Source organism: Biostraticola tofi, from assembly GCF_004343195.1.
GTDB classification, from domain to species: domain Bacteria; phylum Pseudomonadota; class Gammaproteobacteria; order Enterobacterales; family Enterobacteriaceae; genus Biostraticola; species Biostraticola tofi.
The window spans coordinates 73,387-89,813 of sequence record NZ_SMCR01000006.1; the positions used below are offsets into that span (position 1 = coordinate 73,387).

At 57.2% G+C, this 16,427-nt stretch carries 12 protein-coding genes; 5 read left to right on the forward strand and 7 right to left on the reverse strand.

The annotated features are described in order from the left end of the window. Nucleotides 1-16: 16 nt before the first annotated feature. The 7 genes from EDC52_RS13275 to dalD all read right to left on the reverse strand — a co-directional run bounded on the left by EDC52_RS13275 (nt 17) and on the right by dalD (nt 8,802). A complete protein-coding gene (locus EDC52_RS13275; protein WP_131865820.1) occupies nt 17-679 on the reverse strand; it encodes a CsgG/HfaB family protein in 663 nt (220 codons plus the stop codon). A gap of 471 nt (nt 680-1,150) precedes the next feature. Continuing rightward, entirely contained in the window at nt 1,151-2,173 is a 1,023-nt protein-coding gene (locus EDC52_RS13280) for an LLM class flavin-dependent oxidoreductase (RefSeq protein ID WP_131865821.1), read from the reverse strand. 127 nt (nt 2,174-2,300) lie between these two features. Continuing rightward, nucleotides 2,301-3,179 carry an ABC transporter permease gene (locus EDC52_RS13285; RefSeq protein WP_131865957.1) on the reverse strand — a complete coding sequence of 293 codons (879 nt, stop codon included), beginning with the start codon at nt 3,177-3,179 and terminating at the stop codon, nt 2,301-2,303. A 115-nt stretch (nt 3,180-3,294) separates the two neighbouring features. After that, nucleotides 3,295-4,794, reverse strand: coding sequence for a sugar ABC transporter ATP-binding protein (locus EDC52_RS13290; RefSeq protein ID WP_131865822.1), 1,500 nt, complete (start codon nt 4,792-4,794; stop codon nt 3,295-3,297). Between the two features lie 48 nt (nt 4,795-4,842). Continuing rightward, entirely contained in the window at nt 4,843-5,802 is a 960-nt protein-coding gene (locus tag EDC52_RS13295; RefSeq protein ID WP_131865823.1) for a substrate-binding domain-containing protein, read from the reverse strand. A gap of 84 nt (nt 5,803-5,886) precedes the next feature. Further along, on the reverse strand, nt 5,887-7,368 hold the full coding sequence (xylB, locus tag EDC52_RS13300; RefSeq protein ID WP_131865824.1) for a xylulokinase: 1,482 nt from the start codon (nt 7,366-7,368) through the stop codon (nt 5,887-5,889). Between the two features lie 33 nt (nt 7,369-7,401). Next, the gene (dalD, locus tag EDC52_RS13305; RefSeq protein ID WP_131865825.1) at nt 7,402-8,802 is read right to left on the reverse strand and encodes a D-arabinitol 4-dehydrogenase; all 1,401 of its coding nucleotides are present in this window, start codon (nt 8,800-8,802) and stop codon (nt 7,402-7,404) included. A 184-nt stretch (nt 8,803-8,986) separates the two neighbouring features. Here dalD and EDC52_RS13310 point away from each other — a divergent pair, with 184 nt between their 5' ends. From EDC52_RS13310 to entS, 5 genes are all read left to right on the forward strand, one after another. After that, complete coding sequence (locus EDC52_RS13310; protein WP_131865826.1) at nt 8,987-9,970, forward strand: sugar-binding transcriptional regulator; 984 nt, start codon at nt 8,987-8,989, stop codon at nt 9,968-9,970. A gap of 58 nt (nt 9,971-10,028) precedes the next feature. Next, entirely contained in the window at nt 10,029-10,637 is a 609-nt protein-coding gene (locus EDC52_RS13315) for a TetR/AcrR family transcriptional regulator (protein ID WP_131865827.1), read from the forward strand. Nucleotides 10,638-10,872: 235 nt separating this feature from the next. Then, nucleotides 10,873-11,094 (forward strand): MbtH family protein, encoded by a 222-nt coding sequence (locus EDC52_RS13320; RefSeq protein WP_131865828.1) that lies wholly within the window; start codon nt 10,873-10,875, stop codon nt 11,092-11,094. After that, complete coding sequence (locus EDC52_RS13325; RefSeq protein ID WP_230468045.1) at nt 11,087-15,031, forward strand: enterobactin synthase subunit F; 3,945 nt, start codon at nt 11,087-11,089, stop codon at nt 15,029-15,031. The genes EDC52_RS13320 and EDC52_RS13325 overlap by 8 nt, the downstream gene beginning before the upstream one ends. Beyond that, complete coding sequence (gene entS, locus EDC52_RS13330; RefSeq protein ID WP_131865830.1) at nt 15,028-16,284, forward strand: enterobactin transporter EntS; 1,257 nt, start codon at nt 15,028-15,030, stop codon at nt 16,282-16,284. The genes EDC52_RS13325 and entS overlap by 4 nt, the downstream gene beginning before the upstream one ends. Nucleotides 16,285-16,427: the final 143 nt, after the last annotated feature.

Here is a 16,427-nt window from a genome sequence, read left to right on the forward strand (position 1 = left end):
CATCAACTAAATAAAATCATTTCCACGAACCGTTTTCCAGCGCTGCCACCAGGCTGTCAACCGCTTCGCGGATAGCCAGGTCCATCACTTTGCCATTAAGCGTGGCGTCATAACCCGCCGTTCCGCCAAAGCCAATCACTTCACGGTTGGATAAGCTGAATTCTCCGGCTCCCTGGGTGGAATACACCACTTCGGAGGTGTGAACATTCACCACATTAAGATTGACCTTGGCATAGGCTATCTGTGATTTACCCCGACCGAATATGCCCCACAGCTGTTGATCGCCAATTTCTTTGCGGCCAAATTCAGTGACATCGCCGGTAATCACATACTTGGCGCCCTGCAATCCCTGGGTCTTTCCAGCGAGTGCGGCTTCCGTTTTCAGCTCATCCATATTGGTGCGATCCAGGACGTTGAAATGACCGGTTTGCTGGAGATGGCTTATCAGGATGGTTTTGGACTGATTGCCCAGATAGTCTATTCCGTCGGAAAATATGCCGTTCATGTAAGGAGAGCGATTACCGAATTTGCCAACGGCAATAAGGCTGCGTGGTCCTTGATAGGATGAATGATAGCTTGCGACTTTCGCTACATCGAGTCGTTGAGAAGATTCAGTCGCACAGCCGACCAGCAATAGCGATGAAATCAATGCCCCAAGATAAATAGCCGTTCTTACCATATAATGTCCTTATTACCCGAATTTCAGTGGTGCAGTGACGCTTGACAATTAACTCAGCATCGTTTCAGAAGAGATGATTATCAAGGTAATTACGTTGATCCATGCTGTCCCATTAACCGTAGGGCATGAATATTTCCCGCATACCGTATCTGATATGACGATAGGACTGGCGGGCGATTATATTATAGTTTTCTATAAAAACATCTATTTTTCTATTTTTTTCAAAACAATAAGAGAATTCGATATATAATTTTCATAAATATTATATGTTATTTGCATAACCATACTAATTACAAATTATCATAATGATTATTCTTTTTATAAAATAGCCATTCAATTGATTGGCTGTGATATATCATCCCTTTTTGAGATATTATTCAGGAACGCCTGCGATATCGTAAAAATATCAAACATCGAAGGCTTCGGTTCGCTGGCCGCCGGATAAGCAAGGGCGCAAGCGCCCTGCAATTTTCAGCGCCACTCTAGGCCTGGTGCCACCTGGGTCAGAATAGCCTCAATAACATGCGCATTGTAATCCACTCCCAATTGGTTGGGCACCGTGAGCAGCAGTGTGTCTGCTTCTGCAATCGCCTCATCCTGAGCGAGTTGACTGATAAGCGCATCCGGTGCTGCCGCATAGCTGCGACCAAATATAGCGCGGGTTTTTTCATCCAGAAACCCTATCTGATCGCCCTCTGGTCTGCTATTGCCAAAATAGGCGCGATCCCGGTGGTCAATCAGTGGAAAAATGCTGCGACTCACCGATACCCTGGGGGTCCATGCATGTCCAGCTTCTTTCCAGGCGGCGCGGTAGGCACGGATCTGCCTGGCCTGCTGAATATGGAAGGGTTCGCCGGTTTCATCATCCTTTAGGGTGGAGCTCTGCAGGTTCATGCCCTGTTTTGCCGCCCATACCGCCGTCGCGTCCGAGCCGGCCCCCCACCAGATGCGTTCGCGCAGACCGGCGGAGAAAGGCTCCAGGCGCAACAAACCGGGCGGATTGGGAAACATCGGCTGCGGATTGGGTTTGGCAAAGCCTTGCCCGCGCAGCGCATCCAGCAATACTTCGGTATGTTGCCGGGCCATATCGGCATCGGTTTGCCCTGGGGCCGGCTGATAACCGAAATAGCGCCAGCCATCAATAACCTGCTCCGGCGATCCCCGGCTGATGCCCAGTTGCAGACGACCGCCGGCGATCAGATCGGCCACGCTGGCGTTTTCCGCCATATACAGTGGGTTCTCATAGCGCATATCAATCACGCCGGTACCGATTTCAATCCGCCGGGTTTTGGCGCCGATAGCGGCCAGCAGTGAAAACGGCGCGCTAAGCTGACGCGCAAAATGATGGACGCGAAAATAGGCGCCGTCAGCGCCCAATTCCTCGGCGGCGACGGCCAGATCTATCGATTGCAGCAAGGCATCGGCAGCTGACCGGGTTGCCGATTGCGATGAAAGGGCCCAGTGGCCAAAGGAAAGAAAGCCAATCTTCTTCATGGTGATTTGTTCCTGAAGTAAACCGTTGCCATTTTAGATGAAAACGTTAAGTGCAGATGTTATTCCATTAAAGCACAAACTTCAGTTCACGACGTCAGACGGGCTTTTGCTACTGCGAAAAAGCACTTTAGGCCCGCACCCGTGACTTAACGCTTTCCAGCATCACCGCCACGATAATGATCACCCCTTTGACCACCTGCTGGTTATAGCCGGAAATATTCATCAGATTCATCAGGTTCGAAATGATGCTCAAAATCAATACGCCGATGATGGTATTCATCACCGTGCCTCTGCCGCCGGCCAGGCTCGCCCCGCCGACCACCACCGCCGCGATGACATCCAGTTCGAAACCGATGGACATCACTGGGGAACCGACGCCGGTACGGGTGGAGGCCAGGACGCCGGCCAGCCCGCACGCCAGCCCGCTCAGCGCATAAACGGCAAACTTGAACCAATCGACCCGGACGCCGGCAAAACGGGTCGCGGTTTCATTTGAGCCGATGGACACCACCAGTCGACCGAACACCGTATAGCGATAGACGAAGTGCGCCACAACGGCGAAGGCGATAAACACATAGACCGGCAGCGGCAGCCCCAAAAAGTAACCGGTGCCAAAATTCACATACGACACATCATCGATAAAAATCGGCTGACCCTTGGCGGCAATCAACGCCACCCCACGTGCAATGGTCATCATCGCCAGGGTGGCGATAAAAGGCGCGATATTGAAGAACGTGACCAGGCTGCCGGCAGCGGCGCCGACCAGAGTGGCAATACCGGCACCGGCAATAATGGCCGGCATCACGCCGATTTCCGGAATCAGCAACGCCACTGCCACCGACACCAGCGCCATGATTGACCCCACCGAGAGATCAATACCGCCGGTCAGAATAACAAACAGCATGCCGATAGCCGCCAAGCCCAGCGGCACGCTTTGCCTTAATACATTGGTGATATTTTCCGGACTGTAGAAGCGGTCGGACAGGAAATTGGCCACCACCAGCATAATAAAAAACACCAGCAAGGTGGAATTATTGGAGAAAAACTTCAGCGCTTTGGATCGTAAAGCAAAGCCCGTGGGCTGTTCGGGGGTTTTTACCTGTTCCATATTCTTTCCTCAGCTAAGCTAGCGCGCGTTTGGGGATGGCAAACCGCATAATGTTTTCTTCCGTTATCTGGTCGCCCTGCAGCTCGGCGGTAATGGTTCCCTCGCTCATGACATACACCCGGTGCGCCAGAGAGATAACCTCAATCATTTCCGAAGATATGACGATAATGGCGTACCCTTTTTCGGCCAGTTCATGAATGACGTTGTAGATTTCCACCTTGGCGCCGACATCCACGCCACGCGTCGGCTCATCCAGGATCAACAGGTCGCATTCAGTCGCCAGCCATTTGGCAATCACCACTTTTTGCTGGTTGCCGCCACTGAGGCTTGAGATAGGATCTTCAATCGAACCCAGTTTGATCGCCAGCCGCTGGCGAGACCTTTCGCTAAAGGCACGTTCTTTGCCATAGTTGAGAATACCCAGCCGATAGCACACGTTTTTCAGGCTGGATAACGTCATATTCTCTCGAATCGGGCGGCTGAGAATGGCACCCTGCTCTTTACGGCTCTCCGGCACCAGGCCAATGCCCTGGCGCATGGCATCCGCCGGGTGACGAAGGGTTATCGGCTTACCGTTTTTAATCACTTTGCCTTGGCTCATGTGATCCAGCCCGAACAGGCAGCGTGAAATTTCGGTACGTCCCGAGCCGACCAGTCCCGCCAGGCCGACTATTTCGCCTTTGCGGGCCGTCAGGCTGATATCGTTAAGCAGCGACTTGGTCGACATGCCGTAGACCTCCAGAATGGTTTCCTCCTGGGGAATATTTTTCGCCGGATAAAGGTTCTCGAACTTGCGCCCGACCATACTGGTGATAATGTCATCTTCGGTACAGGTGGCCGGATCCAGATCGGTCACCGTTTCACCGTCTTTGATGACGGTGATGGCATCGGCAATGGCGAATATTTCATCCAGCCGATGGGAGATATAAAGGATGGTGACGCCCTGACCTTTCAACAGTTTCAACTGGCTGAACAGAATGTCGATTTCGCGATTGGACAGCACCGCCGAAGGCTCATCGAGGATCAGTATCTTCACATCCCGGGCCAGCGATTTGGCAATTTCGACCATTTGCTGATAGGCGACGCTCAGCGTACCCAGCTTGGCGGTCGGCGGAATGTGAAAACCCAGGTTCGACAATACCCTGCCGGCTTTCTGATTCATTTTCTTCCAATTGATCAACGGACCGCCGAAGCCCAGATCGCCCAGGAAAATATTTTCAGCCACGCTGAGATCGGGTGCCAAGGCCAGTTCCTGGTAAATGATGCCGATATGACTTTCCCGGCTCTGCTTGGGGGTGGTGAAATGGACTTCTTTTCCAAACACCTGAAGGGTGCCGCTGTCCTTGATATAAATACCGGACAGGATTTTCATCAACGTAGACTTACCGGCACCGTTTTCACCGACGATAGCGTGGATACTGCCCTTCTTTACTTTGAGATTAATGCTTTTCAGCGCATGGACGCCGCCGAAGCTTTTTGTGACATTCTCGATAACGACTGCATACTGGTCCATGAAAATACCCCATAGTCAGTCCCCCTTGGCGACAAGGGGGAAAGCGTATTAAAAAAGTGATTTAGGATCGTAAACTTTTTTGACGTTATCTTTGGTTACCAGAACCGTGGGGGTGTAGACGTAATCAGGAAACTCTTTGCTACCGGCCTGATATTTGCCGATAATATCCAGCACCGTAGCGGTCAGGGTATCCGGGTTATTTGCTGCCGTTGCCTGCAGGTCGCCACGTTCGATGGCTTCCAGTCCTTTTTTATAGCCGTCATGGGCATAGACTTTGACGTCCTGCAGCTTATTGGCTCCCTTTAGCGACAAGATGGCGCCCAATGCCATATCGTCCATCTCGCTGTAGACGCAGTTGATTTTATTGCCCTGCGCCACCACGATATCCTCCATGGCTTTCAACCCGCCCTGCTGATCCCAGTTGCCCCAGCCCTGACTGACGATGGTCAGGTTGGTCTGGTTATATTTACGCAACTGGGCTTCCATTACGCCGCGAATAAAGTTGGACCGCCGAGCTTCACCAACCAGATTGCCCTGATTGCCGCTGATGAGAACGCAGTTCATCGGCTTATTGCCGAATTGCTCGACGGCAAATTCACCGATGGCAATATTATTCTTGGCATTATTCGCCTGTACCCGAGTGATGACCGGCGCTTCCAGCGAGATATCGCTGTCGAGAATGACGGTGGGTATATTGGCACGCTTGGCGATTTGTGTAATGCGCAGGCCAGCCTCCGGATCCTGCGGATTGAGCACCAGATAGTTGATACCCTGGGATATCATGTCCTCCACATCTGAAATCTGCTTATTCAAATCGCCGCGCGCATCGGTCGTCACCAGGGTGTAACCGCGTTCCTGAGCATGGATTTTCATATACTCCGTCAGGCCGTTGAAAAATGCCCCATTCAGGGTGCGGTTAGCGAAACCGACCTTGATTTTGTCATCAGCGTGTGCTGCGACGCTGGCAGTGGCGGCAATCAGCAGTAGACTCAATAACGTTTTTTTCATATCACTTTTCCTTCTTCTTTTGCGATGGGGTAGACGTCCGGTAGGGTAAAAATGTCTACTTCTTATGGCTGTAGCTATAACGTTTTAGGCATTCTGATAAAGCGAGCGGTCTCTGGCTGCCACCTGCTGGCGGTAGTACAGCCTGAAACGCTGCAGGCGGCTCTGCAACGCCTCATGCCGTTCGCTGCCGGCGTTGAAACACTGCTGGATGGGCGGTTTGCGACAGACCTCGCTCTCATTGCCGCCAGCCGCCAGCCAGCCAAGCCGCGCTGCGCCCAAAGCGCCTCCGGCGGTGCCGTCCCGGTGGGTCACTACCGGCACATCGAGCGCATCGGCAATCAGCTGGGCCCACCAGGCACTGCGAGCGCCGCCGCCGACCAGGGAGAACTGTTCAATGCGACTGCCGGCCCGTTTCATGACGGCCAGTCCATCGACCAGGCCGAATGCCACGCCTTCCAGCACCGCATAGCCCAGCGCGGCGCGATCGGTGGTGTGGTTCATGCCGAGGAAGGCGCCACTGGCAATCGGATCGTTATGCGGCGTTCTTTCGCCAGAGAGATAAGGCAGGAAAATCGGCGTACGCTGCTGTTCAGTCAGGCTTAGGGCGGCGACCTCGGCCAACAGCGTGGCTTCGTCGGTGCCGGTCAGACCACACAGCCATCTGAGGGCGCTGGCGGCGGTCAGCATGACGCTCATCTGATGCCAGCGATCCGGTAAGGCATGGCAAAAAGCATGTACCGCCGACTGTGGATTGGGTCTGAAACTTTGGTTTACCGCAAAAATGACGCCGGACGTCCCCAGGGAGATAAACGCATCTCCGCTGTTCACCGCGCCGATGCCGACCGCGCTGGCGGCATTATCGCCACCGCCGCCAGCGATAATGACCTGGTCGGACAACCCCCAGTCACTGGCAACCTCTGGCCTCAGGTTAGCGGAGGGCGCGCTGCCTTCCACCAACTGGGGCATGTTATCGCGGGTCAGGCCGCAGGCCTGCAGCAAGCTATCTGACCAGTCTCGTTTGGCCACATCCAGCCACAGCGTACCGGCCGCATCCGACATATCCGACACCTTCTCGCCGCTCATCTTCAGGCGCAGGTAATCTTTGGGCAGCAAAACCGTTTTGACCCGGGCAAAGATGTCCGGTTCATGTGCCGCCACCCACAGCAGTTTGGGGGCGGTAAATCCCGGCATCGCCAGGTTGCCGGACACCTGATGCAGTTCTGGCGCCCTGTCGGTCAGTTGCTGGCACTCACGGGCGCAACGGGTGTCATTCCACAGTATGGCCGGGCGGAGGACCTGGTCCCGGCTATCCAGCAGCACTGCACCGTGCATCTGTCCCGACAGTCCGATGCTGCGGATGGCTGGCCATAGCGTCTGGCGACTGGCCCGCAATCGGCCGATGGCTCGCCCGAGGGCTGACCACCACTCGGCCGGATCCTGCTCTGACCATTGCGGTTGCGGACGCTGTACGCTGAGTGGCTCGCCCTCACTGGCGATAAGCCTGCCGCTGTCATCGATCATGACGATTTTCAGCTCCGAAGTGCCTAAATCAATACCGAGATACATAATCGCTTTCTCCGGTTTTATGCGTAAATGAAGTTAATGGCCGGCAAAAACCGCGCTGTTGTCTTGCACCCAGGCATCCAGTCGATTGATGGTCCGGCGCAGCAGTTGCTCAAACTCTGCATTGCCGGCCAGCGGTCCGAACAGCTTGCTGTCATTGGCATAGGCGGCTATCGGATCAGCCGAGGCGTACAGGGCATGGGTTGCCTGCTTATCAAGAATGCCGTCCTGATAGTCATAAGGCAGCGTTGCTTCATGCCAGCGGCGCATATAGAGAAAAAACAGCGCCGGCAGCACCGCGGTGGCGTCGGGCGACTGGCCGCGGCGGTAGCATTCCACCAAGGTGGGAGTGATAAAGCCCGGGATCTTTGAACACCCGTCCGCCGCCACCCGCTGATTGGTGTCCTGGATATAGGGATTACTGAATCTCTCCAGCACCACATCACGATAGTGGGCCAGATCCAGCGGGCTTGGCGACAATGACGGGATAACATCCTGAGTAACATAGTCATAAGCCATCTGCCGAATGGGAACGGTGCCGGTGCTCTGGTGAATATATGATTGGCCCAGCAAGGTGCCGGCCCAGGCGATACAGCTATGGCTGGCGTTCAGAATGCGGATTTTCGCTTCTTCATAAGGCACCACCGAATCCACCATTTCCACCTCGACCTGTTCCAGCGCCGGGCGGCCATTGATGAAATTGTCCTCCACTACCCACTGTATAAAGGATTCCCCCATGACCGGCGCTCGGTCATCAATGCCCAGCTTGTCTTTCACGCGGCCGGCTATCTCGGCGGCCGGGCGTGGGGTAATACGGTCGACCATGGTATTGGGAGTGGACGTATGCTCGGTTACCCAGTCGGTTAACTGCGTATCACCTTGCAGGGTCAGAAATTCTGTCAGTCCCTCATGGAATCGTTCGCCGTTATGGCGGACGTTATCGCAGCTGAGCAGCGTGACGCCGCCGCTGTCCGTTGCCCGGCGTCGGCGAAGGATATGCGCAACCGTACCGTAGATGGTGCGCACGCCGCCGTTCAAATCGGCCTTGATATCGTCATTTTGCTGATCCAGCTTAAAGTCGGTATTCAGGTAATAGCCACCTTCGGTCACGGTAAAGGAAATGACGCGCGTTTGGCGGTCTGCGCCTTTGGCAATCAGCGCCGACAGTTGTTCATCCCAGGCAATGATGCTGCGCAGCGACGTGATTTTTTCGTAGCTGCGCTCACCGGCCGGCGTTACTGTTTCCAATACATATTCCCCGTTTTGTGCCGTCAGGATGTCTAGCAGCGCCCTGGCATCGTCACGGATATTGCCCAGCGCTATCGACCAGCGATCATCCCCCTTTACCCGCAGGCGGTGCAGATACCAGGCCTGATGCGCGCGGTGAAAAGATCCGGCGCCGATATGCATCCAGGTAAACTCGTCTAAGGTGGTCATAGTGTCTATTACCTCGCGTCTGAGTGATGAGCATAAGCTCACAAATTGAGTAATTGCTTGAGAATGAGCTTAATCGAACAAAAGCCCAAATAATGAGCTTTAGCTCACACAACGAAAATGAATGTTTTACCCTATACTTGCCGGAGGTTATAGTGCGATAACGGTCAAAAGGTGAGCGTTTACAATGAGTAGAGTGGATAGAAAGTTGGATCAGGCCGCGCGCGCCGCCTGGATGTATTATGTGGCCGGCAAAACGCAGCATGAAATTGCCGATGTACTGGGGGTATCGCGTCAGGCGGCCCAACGCTTGGTCGCACTGGCATCTGAAAGCGGTTTGGTGCGCGTCAGCATTGTGCATCCGGTGGCCGGCTGTACCGCGCTTTCTCAACAGTTGGCCCGGCAGTTTGGCCTGTCGGTCTGCCGGGTGGTGCCTTCTGCCGGTATGGACAGCATCAGTCTTAACCGGATGATTGCGGTGGCGGGAGCCGAGCTGATGCTGCAGTTTATCGACCAGGAGCAGCCGCAGGTAATCGCCGTAGGCTCAGGCAGAGCTTTGCGCTCCACCATCAATGAGCTGCCGCAGCTCGACCGGCCGCAGCACAGCTGTGTCTCCCTTATCGGCGCTATCGCCTCGGACGGATCCTGTACCCGTTACGATGTACCGCTATGGATGGCCGAAAAGACCCAGGGCAAATATTTCATCCTGCCGGCGCCGTTGTTTGCTGATAATGCTACCGATAAAGAGCTTTGGTGCAATCATCGCATTTACCGCATGGTGACCGACAAAGCCGCCCAGGCTGACGTGACCTTTATCGGTATCGGACAAATGAACCTGCACTGTCCGCTGCACTATGACGGCTTTATCAGCTCTGAGGAAGTGCAGCGCCTGACCGAGGCCGGGGTGGTGGCCGAAATCGTCGGCCACTTTATCGGCCAGGATGGGCGCCGCGTGCCCAGCGCGCTGGATCAGCGCTTGACCAGCGTCACCATCAACGTTCGACCGGATAAACCGGTGATCGCCTTTGCCGGCGGGGCGGAAAAATACCCTGCGATCAGAGCGGTACTTAACGGCGGCTGGTTAACCGGGCTGGTTACCGACGAAGAAACCGCCATCAAGCTGCTGGCCGTTCCAGGCCCCACAGTAAGCCCGACGCCTGGCCGGGAGTGATTGTCAATCTATTTTATATCGACTAGTATATATATAACTCGATTACGCAGGAGTGGCAATGATGAGAACCGGCAGACCCCGGCAGTTTGATCGCGACGACGCGGTTCGCCAGGCAATGCATCTGTTCTGGGAACAAGGTTATGAAGCGACGTCACTGGCCCAGTTGAAGGCGGCCATCGGTCGAGGCATAACCGCGCCCAGTTTTTACGCGGCCTTTGGATCCAAAGCAGCGCTGTTTCTCGAAACGATCAGTTGCTATATGAACAGCCACGGCCGCGTCAACGACGTGCTGTGGGATGATGCGCTGCCGCCCCGCCAGGCAATAGAAACCGCCCTGCGCCAATCGGTAAAGATGCAGTTTGGCAGCGATCATCCCAAAGGCTGCATGGTTGCCCTGGGCGTCATGTCCGCCTGCGCTACCCTGCATCAGCCGTTGCTGCAACCCCTGCAGGACGCCCGACGTCGCACGCGTAACGGCTTCAAACGCTGTATTGAACGCGGTGTGCAGCGCGGCGAATTGAGCCCGGAAACCGATATCAATGCCTTGACCGCTTTGTTTGATAGCTTTCTATTGGGAGTGTCGACGCTTGTGCGTGACGGCGTCAATTTTGCTGCAGTCGATGGCGCAACCAGCGCCATACTCAAACACTGGGATTATGCCGCCTGAGCGGGACAGGCATCATTTCAGCGCAATGGGCATCGCATCGTCGGCCAACCTCGCTCGTTACTCGCAGCGAGTAACATGCTGCAATATCGGTTTTTGCCACACCCGCATGAGGCGGGTGTGGCCTAACTGCCGCAGTTGTGAGCAAACGAGGTAAAGCGCCAGATACTCGGTTGAAAATGATAATGATAATCAATATAGTTAGTCCCCACTAAGGTGTCGGCCGGGACAAGATGAGATGCAAGACAGTAATTTATTTGACGATAGCCAATTGATTTTCCGGGTGCTGGTCAATGACCGGCTAGAGTACAGCCTGTGGCCGACGGTTGCAGGTCTGCCCGCAGGCTGGGCCGAAAGTTTTGGTCCCGCGAGCTATGAGGCCTGTGCCAGCTGGCTCGAACGCCATTGGCAGCATCTTCGTCCGTCTGGCTTGCTGGCAAAAGGGGGGGGTCGTGGCTGATTTACCCTTTATTCCTGATTCGTCCCTGCCTTTGGTGGCCGCCCAGCCGGGCATTTGGATAGCCGATCAGCTCTCTGCCTCGCCCAATGCCTATGCCGTGGCTCACTATATTGATCTTTGCGGCCCGCTGGAGGAGGCACCGCTCTGCCAGGCCATTATGCAGGGCATGGCTGAAGCCGATACGCTACGGATGAACTTTGCCGAGGTAGATGGCGAAGCCCGGCAGTGGCTGGGGGCTACCCAACAACTTCCCCGGCCCGTTTGCCGGGACCTGCGTCAGCATCCGGATGCGGCATCGGTGGCCCTGGGGCTGATGCAACAGGACCTGGCAGGCGATTTACGCATCCTCGGCGGTAATCCCTTGCTGCATAACGCCCTGCTTCGCATTGGCGACCAGCGCTGGTTCTGGTACCAGCGCTACCATCATATTCAGGTCGATGGCTTTAGTTTCACCGCCATTACCCGCCGCATTGCCGAAATCTACCGCACACTGCTCGGTGACGGTCCGACGCCCGCCAGCCCCTTTATCCCCTTTAGCGATGTCGTCAGCGAGTATCAGGCCTATCGGCAATCATCAAGCTGGGAGAAGGATGCCCGCTACTGGCAGGACGTCAGCAGCGCCTTGCCTGAACCGGCCTCGATTTCTTCTCTGCCGCTGACTGTCTTGCCGACATCGTCTCGGGTGATTCGCCGGCAGTTGGCGTTTGACCAGGGCGATTTCCGACGACTTTGCGCTGCCCAGCGTTCAGCCCAGGTGGGCGAGACCGATTTGGCTATCGCCCTGGTGGCGGTCTGGCTGACCCGCTTGTGCCGCCGCCAGGCGCTGACCGCCGGTTTTATCTTCATGCGCCGTATCGGTTCTGCCGCTTTGCAGGCCACCGGGCCAGTGATTAATGTGTTGCCGCTGCCTATCCAACCGGCGGCGGGCCAAAGCCTGGCTGAAGTGGCGGCCGGCCTGGCCTCGACGCTGAAAAAAATGCGCCGCCACCAGCGCTACGACGCCGAGCAGATCCTGCGCGATCGCTCGCGAACCGCCGAGGATAACGCGCTGTACGGGCCGGTGATTAACCTCAAAGCCTTTGACTTTCGTCTGGATTTCAACGGTATCGACAGCGTAACCCATCACCTGGCCACCGGGCCGGTGCGGGATATGGAACTGGCGTTATATCTTGGCGATCAGGGTGAGTTCAGGCTGGAGCTGCTGGCCAACGCTGAACGTTATGATGAACAGGACCTGGCCTTACACCTCAAACGCCTGCCGATGCTGCTTAACGCCTTTGCTTTAGAGCCGGCATTAGCCTGGGACAAGGCCAGTCTACTGCTGCCGGAAGAGACCGCCTTGCTTGCGCGGATCAACCGCACCCAGCGGGAGGTCGCGCCGGATACCCTGGCCAGTTGTCTGGCCCGGCAGGCCGCCGCTACCCCCCAGGCCACCGCCCTGGTTGACCAGCAGCATTGCCTGAATTATCAGCAGATGCACCAGCAAGTGATCGCCCTGGCGCGACAGCTACAGCAACGGGGTGTCACACCCGGGGATATCGTCGCAGTTGCCCTTCCCCGTTCAATTTTCCTCTCCCTGGCGCTGCAGGCCATTGTCACCGTCGGCGCGGCGTATTTGCCGCTGGACACCGGCTATCCCGATGACCGCCTGGCGCTGATGCTCGACGACGCCCGGCCGCAACTGCTGATAGCCGACCGCCTGCAGGCAGCCAGACTCTCCGAGGCCACAGCCGGGCAGGTCCTGATTTATCAAGACCTGCTGACGCCGGTGCCATCAACGCTGCCGGCCGCCGCTGTACCGACGCCACAGCAGACTGCCTATATCATTTATACCTCCGGTTCAACCGGTCGCCCTAAAGGGGTGATGGTCAGCCATCAGGCGATCGTCAACCGTTTGCAGTGGATGCAGCATCAGTATCCGCTAGGCGCAGACGATGTGGTACTGCAGAAAACCCCTTGCAGCTTTGATGTGTCGGTGTGGGAATTCTTCTGGCCGCTGATGACCGGCGCCAGGCTGGTGATGGCCCCGCCTGACGCTCACCGCGATCCTGAACAGCTGCAGCAGCTGTTTGCCCATTATCAGGTCACCACCACCCATTTTGTGCCGTCCATGCTGGCCGCCTTTGTCCATGCGCTGGATGACCGGGACGCGATAGCCCGCCTGGCCACCCTGCGCCGGGTCTTTTGCAGTGGCGAAGCCTTGCCGACCGAGCTCTGCCGCCATTGGGAGCAGTTGACCGGCGTGCAACTGCATAATCTGTATGGACCGACCGAAGCCGCGGTGGATGTCAGCGGGTATCCGGCCTATGGCGAAGCCCTGCGCCAGATAAAGGGCAGCCATGTGCCGATCGGCTATCCGGTGTGGAACACCGGAATGCGTATTCTGGATAACCGGCTGCAGCCAGTGCCGGTAGGTCTGCCGGGCGATCTTTACCTGACCGGCGTGCAGCTGGCGCAGGGATATCTGGACCGACCCTCGCTGACTGCCGGCCGATTTGTCGCCGACCCCTACGCCCAGGGTGAAAGAATGTATCGCAGCGGCGATGTGGCCCGCTGGCTGCCCGACGGGGCGATAGAGTATCTGGGTCGCAGTGACTTTCAGTTGAAGATCCGCGGCCAGCGCATAGAGCTGACTGAAATTGACGCCGTGCTGCAAAGCCTGCCCGGCGTCGCCCAGGCAGTGACCCATGCCATGGTGCTGGCTGCAGGCGAAGCGGCCCATGGCGATAATCGTCAATTGGTCGGCTATTTTGTGCCGCAGTCCGGCCTCAAGCCAGACCCATCCGCCTTGCGGGCCAGGCTTGCCGAGCAGTTGCCGGCCTATATGGTGCCGGTGGCGTTGATTGAGCTGGCCGCCCTGCCGCTCAGCGCCAACGGCAAGCTGGACCGCAACGCCTTGCCCGCCCCGGCCGCCGCCGGCAATCGCCGCCGCCGGCAACCGGCCAGTGGGCTGGAACAGCAGATCGCCCTGGCGTTTGCCGAGGTATTGGCCTCGGGACCGGTCAGCGCCGATGACGATTTCTTTGCCTTGGGCGGGCATTCGCTGCTGGCGATGCGCCTGGCGGCGACCTTGCGACGGCAGTTGCAGGTCCCGCTGACCGTCGGTCAAATCATGGTAGCGTCAACGGTCGCGTCACTGGCGAAAACCCTTGCCGGCCGCTCTGCTGATGACGGTCTGCGCCGCGACGGTTTCGAGCCGCTATTGCCACTGCGCCGGACTGACGGGCCGACGCTGTTCTGTTTTCATCCCGCGTCCGGCTTTGCCTGGCAGTTCAGCATCTTGCTGCGCTATCTGGATCCGCGCTGGGCGCTGATGGGCATTCAATCGCCGACCCCGCAGGGACCGCTGGCCCAGGGCCACACGCTGACTGACGTATGCGATGCCCATCTTGCAACGGTACGTAGCGTCCAGCCTCATGGCCCCTATTATTTTATCGGCTACTCACTGGGCGGCACCCTGGCCCAGGGCGTAGCCGCCCGACTGCAGGCCATGGGTGAGCAGGTCGAGTTTCTCGGCCTGTTGGATACCTGGCCGCCGGAGAGCCAGAACTGGGATGAAAAGCGCGGTGAGAATGTGCTCGACCAGGCGGTGCTCGATGAAATGCAGCGCGAACGGCAACAGTTTATCGCCGCCCAGCAGGGGATGCTTTCACCTGAAGAGGATAGTTCTTTCCCGCTGTTTGATTATATCGAAGCCAACTACGCCAGCTCGGTCAGGTTACTGACTACCGCCCGCAGTAGTGAGTTTAGCGGCGAGGCTACGCTGTTCGTGGCCCAGCATACCCTGCCGGCCGGGATGGATGTCACCGCGACCTGGGGACGCTGGATTAAACAGTTGCGCACTTATCCGGTGAACTGCGATCATGTCGACATAATTTCCCCGGCCACCTTCCGCCAGTTGGGGCCGCTGATTAACCAATTACTGAGTCGCTTTTGAAACCTGCAGCCAACAACAAACCTTCGGTCTTTCTCAGCTTCAGCCTGTTGAAAACTCACCCGGCGTTTCGCTCGGTATTTCTGGCGCGGCTGATCTCCATCCTGTCGCTGGGGTTGCTGGGCGTCGCTCTGCCGGTCCAGATCCAGGCGCTGACCCAGTCGCCGCTGCTGGTCGGCCTGGCGGTTACGCTGGCCGGCGGCGGTATGTTTGTCGGCCTGCTGGCCGGCGGGGTACTGGCCGATCGCTATGAGCGCAAAAAGCTTATTTTGTTTGCACGATCCACCTGCGGTGTCGGCTTTGCCGGGCTTTGCGTCAACGCCATGTTGCCGGACCCGGCGCTGTGGGTTATCTATGCATTGTCATTATGGGACGGTTTTTTCGGCGCCCTCGGGGTGACCGCCCTGCTGGCGGCCACCCCGGCGCTGGTTGGGCGGGAAAATATCATGCAGGCCGGCGCGATAAGCATGCTGACGGTCCGGTTTGGTTCAATACTGTCACCGGCGTTGGGCGGCCTTATCATTGCCAGCGGCGGCGTGGCCTGGAACTATGGTCTGGCGGCGTTGGGAACCCTGATTACCCTGCTGCCGCTGTTGCGACTGCCGCGGCTTGATCCGCCGCCCCAGGGCCGTGAACACCCGCTGCGATCGCTTACCGGCGGCATCGGTTTTCTGTTCGAAAACCGTATTCTCGGCATGGTCGCGCTGCTCGGCGCGCTGCTGACCCTGGCCAGCGCCATCAGGGTACTTTATCCCTCACTGGCGTTTAAGTGGCAGATCGATGCCGCCCACATCGGCCTGATGTATGCTTCGGTACCGCTGGGCGCCGCTATTGGCGCGTTAACCAGCGGTCGGATCACCCATACTTCCCGGCCGGGACGAATAATGCTGATGACCGCCATCGGCGGTTTCGTCGCCATCGGCCTGTTCAGCCTGATGCCGAACGCGGCGCTGGCGTTGCTGTGCCTGATGGCTTACGGCTATTTGAGTTCGGTCAATGCCCTGCTGCAGTATTCGTTGATTCAGGCGCTGACGCCGGATGCGCTGCTGGGGCGAATCAATGGCCTGTGGACTGCCCAGAACGTCACCGGCGATGCACTGGGGGCCGCGCTGCTGGGGGGCCTGGGGTCGTTGCTGTTGCCGGTGCAGGCAGCGTCAGTGTTCGGTTTTACTGCGGCGGCAATCGGTGTTTTGATGCTGTTTACCATGAGCAGACTCTACTTTATGACGCCGCCGGCAGCCAGGGCAGCCGGGTGATGCAGCGGCACCCAGGGCAGTCAGGTAATGCAGCCGCCGGCAGCCAGGGCAGCCGGGTGATGCAGCCGCATCGGCAGGCGTCGTTGGTCGCCGCCTGATCGCGCCTGGCCCCGGCATCAACAATTCATTACATTTCTGTTCCC